Here is a 16,654-nt window from a genome sequence, read left to right as displayed (position 1 = left end):
TGCTTCCACGCATCGCGAAAGATCCCCGGTTCACCCTTTCGAGGGAAGGCCTCGGGCTGACAGACTCCGGAGGGTGCCCGACTTCGACATGCTCGTCATCGGATCCGGCCCGGGCGGCCAGAAAGCCGCCATTGCTGCGGCCAAGCTCGGCCGTCGGGTCGCCGTCATCGACCGCCCCGACATGGTCGGTGGGGTCTCCATCCACACCGGCACCATCCCTTCCAAGACCCTGCGTGAGGCGGTCCTGTATCTCACCGGTCTCACCCAACGGGATCTGTACGGCCAGAGTTACCGCCTCAAGGACGACATCACCGTCGCCGATCTGACCGCGCGCACCGAGCACGTGGTCAGCCGTGAGGTCGATGTCATCCGCAGTCAGTTGTCGCGCAATCACGTCTCTCTCTTCGCGGGCACCGGTCGCTTCGTGGATGCTCACACCATCGCCCTGCGCGAAGTGAACGGCGACGAACGGCAGTTGAGCGCCGAGCACATCGTCATCGCCACCGGCACCCGGCCGGCCAGGCCCACGACCGTCGAGTTCGACGGACGGACGATCATGGACTCGGACAACGTACTGAACCTGGAGCAGGTGCCGCGTTCCATGGTCATCGTCGGGGCCGGTGTGATCGGCATGGAGTACGCCTCCATGTTCGCCGCTCTCGGCAGCAAGATCACGGTGGTCGAGAAGCGGCCCGGGATGCTCGACTTCTGTGACGTCGAAGTGATCGAGTCGCTGAAGTACCACCTGCGGGATCTGGCCGTCACCTTCCGGTTCGGGGAGACCGTGGCCGCGGTCGAACGGCACCCCCGAGGCACCCTCACCATCCTGGAGAGCGGCAAGAAGATCCCCGCGGACGCCGTGATGTACTCGGCGGGCCGACAGGGTCTCACCGACGAACTCGACCTGGACAAGGCGGGCCTGTCCGCCGACCGGCGTGGACGTATCACGGTCGACGAGCACTACCGCACCGAGGTGCCGCACATCTACGCCGTCGGCGACGTCATCGGCTTCCCCGCACTGGCGGCGACGTCGATGGAGCAGGGGCGTACGGCGGCGTACCACGCCTGCGGCGAGCCGGTGAACCGGATGCACGACCTGCAGCCGATCGGCATCTACACCATCCCGGAGATCAGCTTCATCGGGCGGACCGAAGACCAACTCACCGAAGACTGCGTGCCGTTCGAGGTCGGCATCTCCCGCTACCGCGAACTGGCCAGGGGCCAGATCATCGGCGACTCGCACGGCATGCTCAAGCTGCTGGTCTCCCCTGAGGACCGCAAGCTGCTCGGCGTCCACTGCTTCGGCACCGGTGCCACCGAACTCATCCACATCGGCCAGTCCGTCATCGGCTGCGGCGGCACGGTCGACTACCTGGTCGACGCCGTGTTCAACTACCCGACGCTCGCCGAGTCCTACAAGGTCGCCGCCCTGGACGCGACCAACAAGATCCGCCAGATCGATCGTCTCAAGGACTGACCGCCACGCCGTCTCCGACGGGGAGGAGCCGGCAGCAGGACCGCGTCCGGCGGTTCTCGCAGCTGCTCGAAGCCCTGACCCCCGAGGAACGCCACGCGATCGGCGCCGCCCTGCCCGCGCTGGCACGCATGGCCGCGCTCAGGGACACCGAGCGCTGATCGCCGGCGCCGCCGCTTCTCCCTGTCTCGGAAGGAACCGCATGGCAGCCACAGCGCGCTTCCCGCTGGAACCGGCGCCCCTCCACGTCCCCGACGCGGTGCTCGACGACCTCAAGGTGCGGCTGCGGCTCACGCGATGGCCCGACGACGCAGGTAACGACGACTGGCACTACGGCGTCAGCCGTCGCTACCTCCAGGAGCTCGCCGACCACTGGCTCCATCACTACGACTGGCGCAAGGCCGAAGCCGCGATCAACGCCTACGAGCACTACAAGGTGACCGTCCAGGGCGTTCCGGTCCACTTCATGCGCAGGCCGGGCGTCGGCCCCGACCCCACGCCGCTCATCCTCACGCACGGCTGGCCGTGGACGTTCTGGCACTGGTCCAAGGTCGTCGACCCGCTCGCCGACCCTGTCGCGTTCGGCGGCGACCCGGCCGACGCCTTCGAAGTCATCGTCCCGTCCCTGCCCGGCTTCGGCTTCTCCACCCCGCTGCCGGACCACCCCGACATGAACTTCTGGAAGGTCGCCGACCTCTGGCACACCCTGATGACCGGCACGCTCGGCTACGAGAAGTACGCCGCCGGCGGGTGCGATGTCGGCGCCCTCGTCACGGGCCAGCTCGGTCACAAGTACGCCGACGAACTGCACGGCATCCACATCGGCTCCGGCCTGAAGCTCACCCTGTTCAACGGCGACCGGGCCTGGGACCTCAGCGGTGGGCAACCGATTCCCGAGGGCCTGCCCGAGCCCGTACACCGGCAACTGGTCGCCTTCGAGCGGCGCTTCGCCGTCCACCTGGCCGCCCACGTCCTCGCCCCGAGCACCCTCGCCCACGGGCTCTCCGACTCACCGGTCGGGCTGCTCGCCTGGATCCTGGAACGCTGGGCGAAGTGGAGCGACCATCACGGCGACGTGGAGAGCGTCTTCTCCAAGGACGACCTCCTCACCCACGCGACGATCTTCTGGGTGAACAACGCCATCGGAACCTCGATGCGCTACTACGCCAACGCCAACCGCTATCCCTGGACCCCCTCGCACGACCGACGCCCGGTTGTCGAGGCACCCACCGGCATCACCTTCGTCGGCTACGAGAACCCACCCGGCGTCACCAACACCGAACAGCGACTGCAGAACTGGCTCGCCAGTGACCGCGCCGACTGGTACAACCACGTCAACCTCACCGCCCACGACAGCGGCGGCCACTTCATTCCCTGGGAAACCCCGGACGCCTGGGTCGACGACCTGCGGCGCACCTTCCACAACCGACGCGGCACGACGCCGCCGCACGGCGACACGAGACAGGGCACTGCGGATGACTGACATCACCACGGGCGAGTGGTGGGAACTGCTGCCGGCCGGCATCCGGGAACAGGCCGACGGTTATGTCCTCCAGGACGCCCATCTTCAGGCGGTCCGCGTCGTCTTCGAAGCCGGCCGCTCCCGCGGTCTGGGGCTGATCGACGCCCAACGCGTCGTCCACGACCGGTACCTCCACCACGGCGACAGGATCGCCCGCACCCCCGACAGCCCGCTCGATGTGGACTCCCTGGCCGCCCGTGCTGCCGGCGCCCCCGGCCGCGTCGTGGCGATCGAGGCCCTGTGGGACGGCGACACCGTCCACGACTGGTTCGTCGCCCTCGTGGCCGTCACCGCTGACTCCGCGGGGGAACAACCGCTGGCGACCATCTACCGGAGCACGGCTGTCAGGTACTTGGGTGACGAGGGTCCCGGCCCGCTCCACCCGTCAGCGGCCGCGGCCGACAGAGCGGGCAGGGCTCTGGCCGCGCATCTCCTGGTCCCCTTCCATTTCGCGAGCCCGGACACGCCCGACGATGAAGCGCCCCGCTGGCGGCCTTGAGCGACACGGGCGATCAGGCGGCCGGTAGCCAGCCGAGTGCCGGGCCGAGCCGGGTGGCGATGTCGGTGAGGATCTGGACGTAGTCTGCGTGGTCGAAGGTGAAGGGCAACGCGAACGCGACCTCGTCGATTTCCCGGAACGCCACGTGGGAGTAGAGCTGTTCGGCGATCAGGTCCGAGGTTCCGACGAGATCGGGCGCGAACATCAGGCGCCCCGGGCCCTGAGGCGTGGCGGTACGCGGCAGCCGATTGCGGGCGTACTCCTCGTACTTCGCCCGTTGCTCGGGCGTGGCGCTGTCCGTGGGGATCACGACGAGTCCCTGGGAGACACGGGCGCGCTCGCCGTCGGGATGGTGGGCACGGAAGGTCCGTACGTGGGAGAGCTGGACATCGGCGAAGTCCTCGGACTGCTCCGCCTTCACGACGCTGCTGGTCAGGAAGTTCATGCCGTGCTCTCCGGCCCACTGCGCGGACCGCAGGCTTCCGCCTCCGTACCACATACGGCGGCCCAGTCCGGGGGAGTGCGGCTGGACGCGGTCGGAGAACACCTCGAAGCCCTCGATCCCGCTGAAATCGGTGGCCGCTTTGCCGCGTACGAAGTCCAGCAGCCGTGCCACGCGGTCGTATCCGAAGTCCTCGGCGTCGGCGGTGTCGGGATACAGGGCGTGCTTGACCTGCTCGTAGTGCATCGGCGGGCCGACGCTGACACCCGGATTGAGGCGGCCCGAGGACAGCACGTCGACGGTGGCCAGGTCTTCGGCGAGCCGCAGCGGGTTCTCCCATCCGACCGGGATGACCGCGGTGCCCAGTTCGATACGGCTGGTGCGCTGGGAGGCCGCCGCCAGGACGGCGACCGGCGACGAGATGCCGTACTGGAGATGACGGTGGCGCACCCACGCGCTGTCGAACCCCAGCCGTTCACCCAATTCGATGATCTCGAGTGTCGATTCATGGCCGCGGCCGGGGTTGTTCTGGTCGAACAGCCCGATGGTCAGGAATCCCAGCTTCCGCAAGGGGTTCGAGGGCAGTGGCACAGGCTCCTCCGTCGTCCGCGGCACGTTCGGCCGAACAGCAGCGCTGGTTGAATTGTCGCAGGCGATCAGCGGGCGTCGAACCGGGATGGTCTTCCGGCGGCCGGGCGGCGACCGTACGGCGGTGTGATCCGGTGGCGATACCGTCGCCTCATGAGCCGCGTGCCGCCGGACGCTACGCGATGACGAGGAACTGGCAAGGAGTGTGGGGGAGTTGCTGACGCCCGGGCAGCGCGACGCGCTGGAGTTCGGGATCCGCTACGCCGGGCGGACCGTTCGCAAGATCGAGCGGCCCCAGGAGTTCCTGAACCTGGTTGGTGCCTGTCCACCATGAATCGTCCTTCGGAAGAAGTGCGCGATCCATCCCATCAAACAGCAAACAGCAAACAGCAACCGCACGGCCACCGCATGCCGACTCGGGCCGCCCGGCGATCAGTCCCCGACGCTCCCGTTCCCGGGTGACTGATCGACAGGTCACCGAGCAGGAGCGGTGTTCGCAGCGCCGGCCGGGAAGGCAGGTCCGTGCTGAGCGTAGTCAACGACGACGGTACGACACCCAGCGGCTGCTCCTCGATCGACGACATTGCCCGGTAGGGCGCCGACCGGGTCCTTCACACGGGACCGGTCGGCGCAGGGGCGGGCGGAGTTACGAAGCGTCGCGGACCTTTCCGGTGATGACCGGACCGTCGTGCGGCTCACCCGATTCGTCGTAGACGGTCTCCTGGAGACGCACCGCCTCCTCCGGCTCGGTCAGGGCGTCCGTGACGGTGGGGATGGTCACCTGGGCGTTCGACCGGCCGGCGGGGACGGTGGCGTAGAGGGAGAGTCCCCGCACCGTGGAAAGAGGCCGCGACGGCTGCGGCGACTCGCCGGAGTTCTCCAGCAGCCACTGGGGGTCGACATCCGTGGTGGACAGTTCGGCGCCGCCGGTGACCGGCAGGACGCTGAAGTAGGCCTCGATGTCCGTGTCTGCCACGGCGGAGAGGGACACCCGCCAGGTCAGGCTCTGGCCTTCGGTGACCTGGTCGGCGACCGGCGTCACCTCGATGGTGGGCATCGGATCGTCGTTCCGCACCGTGACGCCGCCACGATGGGCGCCGACCACCGCGCCGTGGACCGCCTTCACGAAGACGTCGTGCGAGATGTCGTATCCGAAACGGGTATTGCCTCGCACCTTGACCGGCACGTCGATGCTCTGACTCCCGGGCCGCACCGTCACCTCACGCACTGTGGCCTGGTCCGTTGCCGGATCGGCGACGAAGAGGCGGACGGTGCCGCTGCCGTGCCCGGAGACCCGCACCGGCACGTGGTAGGTCCGGACGCCGGAGTCGCCCTCCTTGACCGTCAGCCGGCCGATGTCGACACGGGGCAGCACGGCGGGTCGGACCGGCGCCATGCCGGGGCGCCAGCCCCAGGCGTCCATCAGCCAGGCCTGTCCGGAACGGCTGCGTGGGGTCAGTTCCAGGGTCGCCACTCGGTGCAGGTCGAGTCCGGCGCGGGCGGCGGCGGCCAGCGGGACGCGGACCTCCTGACCCCAGAAGGAGGCGGTGCGGTCGGTTCCGGGCAGACCGTCGAGGTGGACGCGCCCCAGGGTGGCCCGGCGGCCGGAAGCGTCGGCGAGGGTCACGTCGAGCTGCGTGTTCTTGCTGTTCGGCGGCACGATGATGCGCAGTGCCAGGGCCTCGGCGCCGTCGACGGAGACGGCCCGCGTCGGCCGTACGCGCGCCGCGGAGCCGGGAGCCGTCCAGCGCAGCGCGACGGCGCGCCGGCCCGGCTCCTTCGAGGTCTCCCACTGGGCGAAGTGCGGCGAGACGCCTCGCGCGTCGGAGCTCAGGCAGGCCGCGGCCGCGTCGGTGTCCACCTCCGCGCACAGCCGGCCGCCGTCCACGGCGACCGAGTCGTCCGGCAGGAACGCCGGCGTCCGGTGTGCGCCGACCGCGTGGGTGAGCACCCGCGCGGGGTCGGCCGAGGGCGCGCGCCGGTTCGAGCCGTCCAGCAGCGGGCGTACCCGGTCGTCGCCCGCGACGAACAGCCGCGCCGCGGCGGCGATGTACGTCGCACCGGCGGCCTGTTGCTGGTGGGCCGTGAGCCGGGTCGCGGTGCCCGGCGAGCACACCCGGTCCGGCTGGTCCCCGGCCCAGAAGTCGTCCTCCGCCGGCGCCTGGGCCTGCCCCGGAGTCCACTCGCTGTTGAAGAAGTTGTGGTTGGCGCCGATCACGTACACGGCGCTGTGCAGGGCGGCGCCGCGGCTGACACCGCGTGTGCCGTCCACGTACATCTCGCCCTGCAGATCGGACACGTCGCCGTCGCAGCCGGGCAGGATCGTCATCGACGGTACGTCGGGAGTCGGGTTCTGCCCGAAGACGGTCGGGCCGATGAGGACGGTGCCGCGGATGTGCCAGCGGACCGGGCCTCGGTAGCCGTCCTGGTCGGCGGGCGGGGCGTACAGGCTGTCCATGGCGGCCCGGTTCACACCTTCGCCGCCTCGTGAGTGGCCGACGAGCAGGACGCGCGAGAGGTCGGCCGGAGCCGAGGCCCGTACGATCCGGGGCGCCGAGGCGGGGTGCGCTGCCCAGTCCGCCCAGCGGGCCAGGTGCTGCCGCACCAACGACGACCGAGCCTGTGCGCCGCCGTCCTCCGCGGCGTAGTCCTGGCCGTTGATGCCGTTGGCGGAGATGGACACGGTCACATATCCCTGCGAGGCCAGCAGTTTCTGGTCGCGCAGATAGCCTCGGTAACTGGGTATCGATTTTGAACCCGTGGCGCAGGGCCACTCGCCGGTCACGTCGTCGCCGTGGCCCGTGAAGCAGGTGGCGTGACGGCCGTGCAGGAACAGCGCCAGCGGGCGGTGGCCCGAGGCGTTGGTGGGCGCGACCACGACCGCGCGCATCTCCACGGGTGCGGAGAACCCGGGCAGTCGCACCGAGTTGAGCGTGTACTCGCCGCTGATGGTCCGATACGAGCCCGGCTTTCCGGGGTCAACCGCGTTGGCCGGAAGCGGAGTTGGCGGCTGGGCCGTGACCCCGGGGCGTCGGTTCGGCCGGTCCTCGTCGGCTGCTGCCGCGTCGAGACGGCGTTGACCGGTCAGGGCCCGAAGGTCGGACAACTCCCCGAGCCGGGCGCCGTGCAGCGCGAGTCGGAACGTACGGCCGTCGTGCCCGCCGACCGGCCGGCCCAGGAAACGGTCGCCGGCGTAGAACTCGACGCCGGAGTCGCTCACGGGCACCGGATCGTCCGCACGCCAGAGGAGTTGTCTCGCGGCCCCCTCTCCGGTGATCCGCCAGCCCGCCGGAAGTTCTCCGCCGGAATCCGCGACCGGTGCGGACGGCGCCGGTCCGGCTGTCACCGGTCGGGCATGGGCTAATCCTGGCGATCCTGCGACCACTGCTAACAACGCAGCCGCGGCGATCCCTATTCGCCGGACTCGGATCAAGGTTCTTCTCCTTCGGTCGGCATGCTCCCCGTGCGCCCCGGAGTCATCCCGGAGCACTCCCCGTCCCACGAGGACGGCAGCCGAGCCCGACGGGTTGCCTCACGTCACCCGCGTACTGCTGCTTCAACTGCCGTGGGATCACTGCTTGCTGGGGCGTGTCCGCGTGGGCAAGGAGGAACGACGCCGCAGCCGGGGCCCGGGAGGAAAATGCGATGCCCCGCCCGCGCGGGATTCCCTACACTCGGCACGAACCGCGCGGCGCAACGACATCGCAGCGCGCGCCATCACGAGTGAGGGGAGCCGGGCCGTGCGTTACCGCACCGCTGTCGTCGTTCCCCCGTCGCGCTACGAGGTGATCCTCGTGTCTTCGTACGCCCGGTGCCGGCTGCGCGGCCGGAACCGGATGCCCGTGACGAAATCCTGACCTCTGCCTGCTCGGCATCGACTCGGCCGTATGCGCGCGTCGCGATGCCGTGCGCTGCTCAAGAGGCCGCCCCGCTGCCTGAACACAGGTCTTTCGTCCGGGAATTGCGCTGCCCGTTCCGTATCACCCGAAAGGCCATGGGCCGTGCGTACCGACCTGCACCGTCACCTCACCAGTTCGCTGACCGCCGTCCGCAACCTGGGCATCCTCGCCCACGTCGACGCCGGCAAGACCACCGTCACCGAGCGGATCCTGTACCTCAGCGGGACCACGCACAAGCGTGGTGAGGTCCACGACGGCACCACCGTCACCGACTTCGACTCCCAGGAGCGCGATCGTGGGATCACCATTTTCGCCGCGGCTGTGAGCTGCGCCTGGGACGGCCACCGGATCAACCTGATCGACACGCCGGGCCATGTCGACTTCTCCGACGAGGTGGAGCGCTCGCTGCGGGTCCTCGACGGTGCGATCGCGGTGTTCGACGCGGTGGCCGGCGTAGAGCCGCAGAGCGAGTCGGTGTGGCGGCGGGCCGACCGGCACGGGGTGCCGAGGATCGCCTTCGTCAACAAGCTGGACCGCGCCGGTGCCGACCTCGACACCGCGGTCGAGTCGATCCGGGAGCGGCTGCACCCGGCCCCGCTGGTCGTCCAGTTGCCGATCGGCACCGAGGACGGCTTCACCGGGGTGGTGGATCTGCTGCGTATGCGGTCGTTGGTCTGGGTGGACGGCAGCGACACGGTCGAGGAGGGCCCGGTGCCGGAAGCCTTGCGGGAAGAAGCGCACCGGCGGCGCGGGCTGCTGGAGGAGGCGGTGGCGGAACTCCACCCGGTCGCGCTGGAGGAGTTCTGCGCCCGCTCCGCGGTCTCCGCGGCGACGCTGACCTCCGCGCTGCGCGACCTGACCCGTACCGGTGAGGGCGTGGTGGTGCTGTGCGGCTCGGCCTACCGCAACCGCGGGATCGAGCCGCTGCTGGAGGCTGTCGTGGCCTACCTGCCCTCGCCGCTCGACGTACCCGCCGTGCGCGGCACCGGGAGCGGCGCGGCGCAGGAACGGCTCGCCGACGCAGAGGCACCGTTCGCCGGTCTGGTGTTCAAGGTGAACGCGACCGCCACCGGGCGGCTGACGTATGTACGGGTGTACTCGGGAACGATCGACAAGGGAGAGGCGGTGTGGGACGTGGGCGCGCGGCGCACGGAGCGCATCAGCCGGATTCTGCGGGTCCAGGCCGACCGGTACGCGGAGCTGGACCGGGCGGTGGCCGGTGACATCGTCGCGCTGGTGGGCCCGAAGTCCGCTCGTGCCGGGGCGACCCTGTGCGCACCCGAGGCTCCCTTGCTGCTCGAACCGCCGGTCGTCGCCGATCCGGTCGTCTCCGTGGCCGTCGAGGCCCGCCGCAGCATCGATACCGACCGCCTGGTGTCGGCATTGGCACGTCTGCGAGAGGAGGATCCTTCGCTGACGGTCCGGACGGATCCCGAGACCGGTCAGACCGTGCTGTCGGGCATGGGCGAGCTGCACTTGGAAGTGGCGGTCGAGAAGATCCGTCGTGCCCAGGGGCTGGAGGTCGCCGTCGGTCGGCCGAGGGTGGCCTACCGGGAGACGGTGACGCGAGGGGTGTCGGGGCTGGTGTACCGGCACGTCAAGCAGGACGGGGGCGCCGGTCAGTTCGCCCATGTCGTTCTCGATGTGGAGCCGCTGGAGGCCGACCCGAGCGGCGTCGAGGGGAGCGCGATGGGCTTCGAGTTCCGCTCGAGCGTTGTCGGTGGCCGGGTACCGCAGGAGTACGTCCGCGCGGTGGAGGCCGGTTGCCGGGACGCGCTCGCCGAGGGACCGCTCGGCGGTCACCCGGTGACCGGGCTGCGCGTCACGCTGACCGATGGGGCGACCCATCCGAAGGACTCTTCGGAGATGGCGTTCCGCACGGCTGGCCGACTGGGGCTCCGAGCGGCACTGCGCGCCGGTGCGATGGGGCTCCTGGAACCGGTCGTCGAAGTCACCGTCACGGTGCCCGACGACGCCGTGGGCGCAGTGCTCGGCGACCTGGCGGCACGGCGCGGCCGGGTCTCCGGCTCGCTCGCGCGAGCGGGCACGACGGTGATCACGGCCACCGTGCCGCTGGCCGAACTGTTCGGCTACGCGACGCGGTTGCGCAGCCGGACCCAGGGCCGGGGAGTCTTCACGACCCGCCCCACCGGCTACGCTCCGGCACCGTCCAGGGCATCTCACGGGACGGCGTCCGGGTAGCCCCGAGGACGACCTGATGCCAAAGGCCGGCCCCGCCCGAACCCGGGCGGGGCCGGCCCGGCAGCATCACGGTTCCGAGGCCGGCCTGCGTGGGTGGCGACCGCGCCGACCAGTTCCTGCCCCGGCCGAGTGCCATGTGCCCAATCGGCTGAGCCTCGGGATCACTTCGACCGTGGTCTCAGGCTGTCCGCGACCCGCTGAAACGTCTTCGTCAGTGGGTGCAGCGAGTGCCCGTCGTGCTGAGGGGACTCCTCGCGTGCGGGGGAATCCGTGCCCTGGAATTCCTTGATCTCGGCCAACGCGGCGTGGGCGAGGTCGGCCGCCTCGCGGTACCGGTCGCGCGACTCGGTCATGGCGTCGAGTGCTTCGGCGTAGGCACTCACGAGCGCGCGTGCGTGGGCGAGTTCTTCCTCGAGGGTCAGCAGATGCCAGTTCTGCCGGAGAGCGGTGAACGCTGCTTCCGCTGCTTCCGCTGCTTCCGGCAGAGGCCAGGGCAGCGCGGCGTATCGTTCGACCTTGTCCAGGAGTTCCCTCGGCTCCGAGCCGTCGAGGAACACGCTGCGCACGGTGAAGTCCTGCTCCTCGTACCCCGGGCGGGCAGGAGTGCCGGGCAGAATCACGGCGCCGCCCCGGGGTACGCGGACGCCCAGGTCGTACAGCGCCCAGTTGACGGCCTGGAGTTGCTCAGGCGCGGCCCGGTGTTCCACGACGCGGTGCCGCAGCCCGGGCGGTAGCAGGCGCGCCAGCGGCAGGCGACCGCGTTGGTCGGGAGTCATCGCCTCGTGGACGACGACGTTGATGCTCCAGCTGTTTCGCGCGGCGTCCTTGAGCAGCCGCCGCAGGGCCTTGTCGTCCTGTGGCAGCGGGTTGATGTCCTGCAGACGGAGGCCGCCGACGATGTCGTGGGCCCAGGGGATCTCGCTCTCCTCGGGCCAGAACATGGTCACGGGGGAGGGCCATGCGGGGTCCCAGGGTCGCTCCGCCTCGGCCGCCAGAGTCCAGCGCCGCTCTGCGTCCACGTGGTCGCGCCCGTCGGTGGCGAGCCGGGCCCGCACCGTGACGGCATCGTCGACGAGCCACCGGGCCTCGAAGACGTGGCCGTCGGCTTCCGTGGAGTTCTCCGTCTCCAGGAAGTCGTGGATCGTCTCGTCGGCCTTGAGCTTGCGCAGGTGCTCCCGCAGGGCCTCTTGCGGGGCCGGCCCGGCGTGGCGGCCGCCGGTCAGCCAGAGGGTTTCGGGGGCCGTCGTGCGGACTGTGCGGGACTTCGACATGGATCACTTTGCATCTGAGGGCGGCGGCGTGCGTGTCCCAGTATGGTCAGTGCGGCTCGAGGGTCTGGAGTCGAGGTCAGCAGAGATCACGGATCTCCGCTCTCAGGTGATTATGGGAGAGTTTGTCCCCTAGTCCTTGGCGGGCCCTGGCGGATTGGTTCCCATGGATTACCGGGCCGGGGTCCGTCTCCTTGATCCTTCGGCGTCCGCCCCCGTAGTCCTACCGGGATCCCTGAGCGGCGGCGGGCAAGGAATCCCATCATTCTGGATAGAGATGCGATCACGTCGCCCACATCGGGGAAGTCGAATCCCATGAGCGAATCAGAGCTTTCGCCGGAAGGCCGGCCCGTGGACCTGTACCTCGACCGGCTCCGCCTCCGTATGGCCCCTGCGGACTTCGCGTTGCTGCGCCGCATGGTCGACCCCGTACTCCAAGCGATCCAGGAGCAGCGCGCGGGGCCGATCGAGCTGAGTCTGGAAGGCGCGGAGGCGGACAGCGTCTCGCAGGAGGTACGCGACGAGGCGTCGCTCGTCGTCGCGGTCGCCGTCACGGGGCGCATGGACAACCAGATCGTCGAAATCGAGACCGAGGAGACCGGGCCCGTCAGGGTCGTCACGGATTCCGGTACCGCGGCCGATCCCGCCCGGTGCCAGGAGATCGCCGATTTCATCGGTGAACGGCACCGCCAGGATGAGGAGCTGCGCGGCATCGCGGAAGTGAGTGGCCTGCCCACCGATGTCTGACGCCCGCGGCGCTGCCGGGCCGGCCAGTCGGGAACGACGCTGTGGCGGCATGCGAGGTACGCACGGGCGGGGGGACCTCCGCCTGCGGCTCGTCGACTGCAACCGCTCTAGTCGAATACAACCGCACTAAAGAGTGATATTTCGTTTCTTGTGCGGTTGTTTCTAGATCGTCCTATGCTGATGTCCGGAGGACTCGGGCACTCAACGGCCGGTCCTGAGCCGGCGGGAAAGCGGGCTTCCATGGCTGAGCGACTCAAAAGGCTGGGGCTGATCGGCGAGGTGTCGGCCGAATTCCTCGGCACCATGATTCTCATCCTCTTCGGCGTGGGCGTGGTGGCCCAAGTAGTCGCAGGTGGAGCGCTCACAACGCCACCCGGTGGCCTCGGTAACCACGACAGCATCGCCTGGGCGTGGGGCATCGGTGTCACCATGGGCGTCTACGTCGCAGCCCGGCTGAGCGGTGCGCATCTCAATCCCGCGGTGACCGTCGCCCTGGCCACGTTCAAGGGGTTCCCCTGGAAAAAGGTCGTGCCGTACGTGCTGGCCCAGACGGCCGGCGCCTTCGTGGCGGCTCTCATCGTGCGCTGGAACTACACCGAGGCGCTGGCGAAGGCAGACCCCGGACACACCCTCAAGACGCAGTTCGTGTTCTCGACGCTCCCCGCCAACGGCAATACGAACCTGCCGGTCCACGAGTGGGGCGCGTTTCGCGACCAGGTCATCGGCACGGCGATTCTGCTGCTCCTGATCCTGGCGATCACGGACCTGCTCAACACGCCTCCCGGCGCCAACATGGCCCCGTTCATCATCGGCCTGGTCGTTGTGGGGATCGGCATGGCATGGGGCACCCTTGCGGGCTACGCGATCAACCCGGCACGTGACTTCGGTCCCCGGCTGGCCAGTTTCATCACGGGGTACGGCGGAGCATGGCGAGATCAGTACGGGAACCTCTATTACTGGGTGCCGATCGTCGGTCCGCTGATCGGCGGTGTGCTCGGCGCCGGCGTGTACAAGATCTTCATCGGTCGGTTCCTGCCCACGGCCGAGCCTGAGCCCCCCGGACGTGTCCCCACCCCCGAGGACTGACCCCCACCAGAGAGGCGACACGCCATGGCGGACTTCGTGGGCGCGGTGGACCAGGGGACCACCAGCACTCGTTTCATGATCTTCGATCACGCCGGCAACGAGGTGGCGAAGCACCAGCTGGAGCATGCCCAGATCCTTCCGCGCTCCGGGTGGGTCGAGCACGACCCGGTAGAGATCTGGGAGCGCACCAACTCCGTGATGCAGAACGCTCTGCGGCACGGGAACCTGTCGCCGGAAGACCTGGCGGCGATCGGCATCACCAATCAGCGTGAGACCACCGTTGTCTGGGATCCGCGCAACGGTCGTCCCTACTACAACGCCATCGTCTGGCAGGACACGCGCACCGACTCCATCGCCGCGGCCCTGGAACGCTCGGGCCAGGGCGACGTCATCCGCCGCAAGGCGGGGCTGCCGCCGGCGACGTACTTCTCCGGCGGCAAGATCCAGTGGATTCTGGAGAACGTCGACGGCGTCCGCGAGGCGGCGGAGCAGGGACACGCCCTCTTCGGCAACACGGACTGCTGGGTCCTGTGGAACCTGACCGGCGGCCCGCACGGCGGCATCCACGCCACCGATGTGACCAACGCCAGCCGCACCATGCTGATGGACCTGGAAACCCTCGACTGGGACGACGAGTTGCTGGGCTTCTTCAACATCCCACGGCGGATGCTGCCCACCATCAACCCCTCGTCCCACCCGGAGGCGTACGGGGTGACGCGCACCACCCGGCCACTGCAGGCCGCCATCCCCATCGCCGGGGTGCTCGGCGACCAGCAGGCGGCCACGGTCGGACAGGTCTGCTACGCGCCCGGCGAAGCCAAGAACACCTACGGCACCGGCAACTTCCTGGTGCTCAACACCGGCACGGAGCTGGTCCGTTCGCAGAACGGCCTGCTCACCACCGTGGCCTACCAGTTCGGTGACAGTCCGGCGATCTACGCCCTGGAGGGTTCCATCGCGGTCACCGGCTCCGCGGTGCAGTGGCTGCGCGACCAGATGAAGATCATCAAGAACGCGGCCGACAGCGAGACCCTGGCCCGCACCGTCGAGGACAACGGCGGCGTGTACTTCGTCCCCGCGTTCTCCGGCCTGTTCGCGCCGTACTGGCGCTCCGACGCCCGCGGCGCGATCGTCGGCCTCGCCCGGTACAACGACAACGGCCACCTGGCCCGGGCGACCCTGGAAGCCATCTGCTATCAGAGTCGTGACGTCGTCGAGGCCATGGAACAGGACTCCGGCGTCCACCTCGACGTGCTCAAGGTCGACGGTGGCGTGACCGCGAACGACCTGTGCATGCAGATTCAGGCCGACGTCCTCGGCGTTCCGGTCAGCCGTCCGGTCGTGGCCGAGACCACCGCGCTCGGCGCCGCCTACGCGGCGGGCCTGGCCACCGGCTTCTGGCAGGACACCGACGAACTGCGCACCCACTGGCAGGAGTCCAAGCGCTGGGAGCCCGAGTGGTCGGAGGACCAGCGCGCGGAGGGCTACGCCGGCTGGAAGAAGGCGGTGGAGCGCACGCTCAACTGGGCCACCGTCGAATAGACCGGTCGAAGGTCGCACAGGGGAAGGTCCTCCGGTAACCGGAGGACCTTCCCCTGTGCGCGTTCTGTGGGTGGGGAGGTGAGTAGGGGATCAGTGTTCTGTGGGCTGCGAGGGTCTCCTGTGGAGCCGGTGGTGGCCGTCGACGGTGCGGGTGAAATGGAGGTGGTGGGAGGCCGTGCGCTCGATGATCAGGAGGGCGGCGTCGTCGGCGGGTCGGTCGCCGACGTGGGCGAGCAGGTCGTCGTGGATGTGGTGCAGCAGCGTGTCGGGGCTGGAGGTGGGGAAGGAGGCGACCCGCTCGGCGAGAGGGTAGAAGGCACCTGCCGGTGAGCGGGCTTCGATGACACCATCGGTGTAGAGCAGGAGGATGTCGCCGGTTTCGAAGGTGAACGAGTCCGGGCGGTGGCTGGCGGCGGGCAGTGCGCACATGCCCAGCGGGGGCATGGGGTGTCGGGCCTGCAGGGCGGTGACCTGGTGATTGTGCAGCAGCAGGGGCGGTGGATGGCCGCAGTTGACCAACTCGGCTTGTGAGCCGTCGTCGGGGATGTCGATGACGAGCGCGGTGATGAAGTGTTCGCCGGGGTCCTCCTTGGTGTCGGCCACGTCCTCCAGATCGCGGCACACGCTGACCTCCAGGGCCGCCGTGAGCTCGCGCAACGTGGCGTACCTATGGGCACCCTCTCGGAAGGCGCCCAGCACCACCGATGCCTCACCGATGGAGGCCAGGCCCTTGCCGCGGACGTCTCCGATGATCACCCGGGTGGAGGCGTCTGCGGCGCGGGCGATCGCGAACAGGTCGCCTCCGATCTGGGTCTCGTCCTCGGCGGCGAGATACAGCCAGGCCACGCGCAAAGGTCCGATCCGGCGCGGTGGCGGCCGCAGCAGGACCCGCTGCGCCGTCTCGGCGACGGATCTCGCGCGGCTCAGCTCCCGAGCACGTCGCTCCTGCACATGGCAGACGAAAACCACCAGTGAGGAGAGCACACACAGAGCGATGATCTGCGCGATGTGGTTGGTTGTCATCAGCCCGCCGTGGAGCATCGCGATGAACACCTGGGCAGCCACCGCCAGAGCCCCCACCGCAGCGGTCAGCCGCGGCCCGGCGAAGGAGGCCGTGAGCGCGGGTGCGATGACCAGCAACGGCCCCAGGTGGACATCGGTCGGGGAGCGGATGTCCACCACGGTGATCACAACGATCAGCGCGAGCGGAATCGCCACCAGCCCGCGGCCCGACGACTGCTCCACGAGGCGGTCCACTGACACACGCCGGACGCCCACATCTCCCATTTTGCCCCGGGGAGTCGGACGCCCGCTTTTCCGCATCACCCGATGGCGTGACCGGGTTGGTGGGGGTGGAGGGGAACGGTCGGCTGCATCGCGTGGCC

Annotated in this window: 12 protein-coding genes; 8 read left to right on the top strand and 4 right to left on the bottom strand. The window is 69.4% G+C overall.

The features are described from left to right. Positions 1-73 precede the first annotated feature (73 nt). The 3 genes from sthA to ACIBK0_RS21590 all read left to right on the top strand — a co-directional run bounded on the left by sthA (position 74) and on the right by ACIBK0_RS21590 (position 3,495). Positions 74-1,477 (top strand): Si-specific NAD(P)(+) transhydrogenase, encoded by a 1,404-nt coding sequence (sthA, locus tag ACIBK0_RS21600; RefSeq protein ID WP_399082110.1) that lies wholly within the window; start codon positions 74-76, stop codon positions 1,475-1,477. A gap of 199 nt (positions 1,478-1,676) precedes the next feature. Further along, positions 1,677-2,957 carry an epoxide hydrolase family protein gene (locus tag ACIBK0_RS21595; RefSeq protein ID WP_399082107.1) on the top strand — a complete coding sequence of 427 codons (1,281 nt, stop codon included), beginning with the start codon at positions 1,677-1,679 and terminating at the stop codon, positions 2,955-2,957. Further along, the gene (locus tag ACIBK0_RS21590) at positions 2,950-3,495 is read left to right on the top strand and encodes a hypothetical protein (RefSeq protein WP_399082104.1); all 546 of its coding nucleotides are present in this window, start codon (positions 2,950-2,952) and stop codon (positions 3,493-3,495) included. The genes ACIBK0_RS21595 and ACIBK0_RS21590 overlap by 8 nt, the downstream gene beginning before the upstream one ends. A gap of 13 nt (positions 3,496-3,508) precedes the next feature. Here ACIBK0_RS21590 and ACIBK0_RS21585 read toward each other — a convergent pair whose 3' ends face one another. After that, positions 3,509-4,528: an LLM class flavin-dependent oxidoreductase gene (locus ACIBK0_RS21585; protein ID WP_399082101.1), complete on the bottom strand. Its 1,020-nt coding sequence runs from the start codon at positions 4,526-4,528 to the stop codon at positions 3,509-3,511. A 202-nt stretch (positions 4,529-4,730) separates the two neighbouring features. Between ACIBK0_RS21585 and ACIBK0_RS21580 the strand changes: the two genes are divergently transcribed. Next, positions 4,731-4,859, top strand: coding sequence for a hypothetical protein (locus ACIBK0_RS21580; RefSeq protein ID WP_399082098.1), 129 nt, complete (start codon positions 4,731-4,733; stop codon positions 4,857-4,859). Positions 4,860-5,171: 312 nt separating this feature from the next. On the opposite strand, the gene ACIBK0_RS21575 is transcribed toward ACIBK0_RS21580, so the two are convergent. Then, on the bottom strand, positions 5,172-7,958 hold the full coding sequence (locus tag ACIBK0_RS21575; protein WP_399082095.1) for an alpha/beta hydrolase family protein: 2,787 nt from the start codon (positions 7,956-7,958) through the stop codon (positions 5,172-5,174). A 568-nt stretch (positions 7,959-8,526) separates the two neighbouring features. Between ACIBK0_RS21575 and fusA the strand changes: the two genes are divergently transcribed. Further along, positions 8,527-10,626 carry an elongation factor G gene (gene fusA, locus ACIBK0_RS21570; RefSeq protein WP_399082092.1) on the top strand — a complete coding sequence of 700 codons (2,100 nt, stop codon included), beginning with the start codon at positions 8,527-8,529 and terminating at the stop codon, positions 10,624-10,626. Positions 10,627-10,787: 161 nt separating this feature from the next. Here the strand turns inward: fusA and ACIBK0_RS21565 are convergent, their stop codons facing one another. Next, positions 10,788-11,897, bottom strand: coding sequence for a hypothetical protein (locus tag ACIBK0_RS21565; protein ID WP_399082089.1), 1,110 nt, complete (start codon positions 11,895-11,897; stop codon positions 10,788-10,790). Positions 11,898-12,209: 312 nt separating this feature from the next. Between ACIBK0_RS21565 and ACIBK0_RS21560 the strand changes: the two genes are divergently transcribed. From ACIBK0_RS21560 to glpK, 3 genes are all read left to right on the top strand, one after another. Beyond that, positions 12,210-12,641, top strand: coding sequence for a hypothetical protein (locus ACIBK0_RS21560; RefSeq protein WP_399082086.1), 432 nt, complete (start codon positions 12,210-12,212; stop codon positions 12,639-12,641). Between the two features lie 240 nt (positions 12,642-12,881). Then, positions 12,882-13,727 carry an MIP/aquaporin family protein gene (locus ACIBK0_RS21555; protein WP_399082084.1) on the top strand — a complete coding sequence of 282 codons (846 nt, stop codon included), beginning with the start codon at positions 12,882-12,884 and terminating at the stop codon, positions 13,725-13,727. A 24-nt stretch (positions 13,728-13,751) separates the two neighbouring features. Next, a complete protein-coding gene (glpK, locus tag ACIBK0_RS21550) occupies positions 13,752-15,269 on the top strand; it encodes a glycerol kinase GlpK (RefSeq protein ID WP_399082081.1) in 1,518 nt (505 codons plus the stop codon). A gap of 90 nt (positions 15,270-15,359) precedes the next feature. Here the strand turns inward: glpK and ACIBK0_RS21545 are convergent, their stop codons facing one another. Further along, a complete protein-coding gene (locus tag ACIBK0_RS21545) occupies positions 15,360-16,556 on the bottom strand; it encodes a PP2C family protein-serine/threonine phosphatase (RefSeq protein ID WP_399082078.1) in 1,197 nt (398 codons plus the stop codon). Positions 16,557-16,654 lie beyond the last annotated feature (98 nt).

The sequence above is a fragment of the Streptomyces sp. NPDC050564 genome, from assembly GCF_044457265.1.
Taxonomy (GTDB): domain Bacteria; phylum Actinomycetota; class Actinomycetes; order Streptomycetales; family Streptomycetaceae; genus Streptomyces.
The sequence above is the reverse complement of the archived record's forward strand: the minus strand, read 5'-3'. Positions and strand labels throughout refer to the sequence as shown.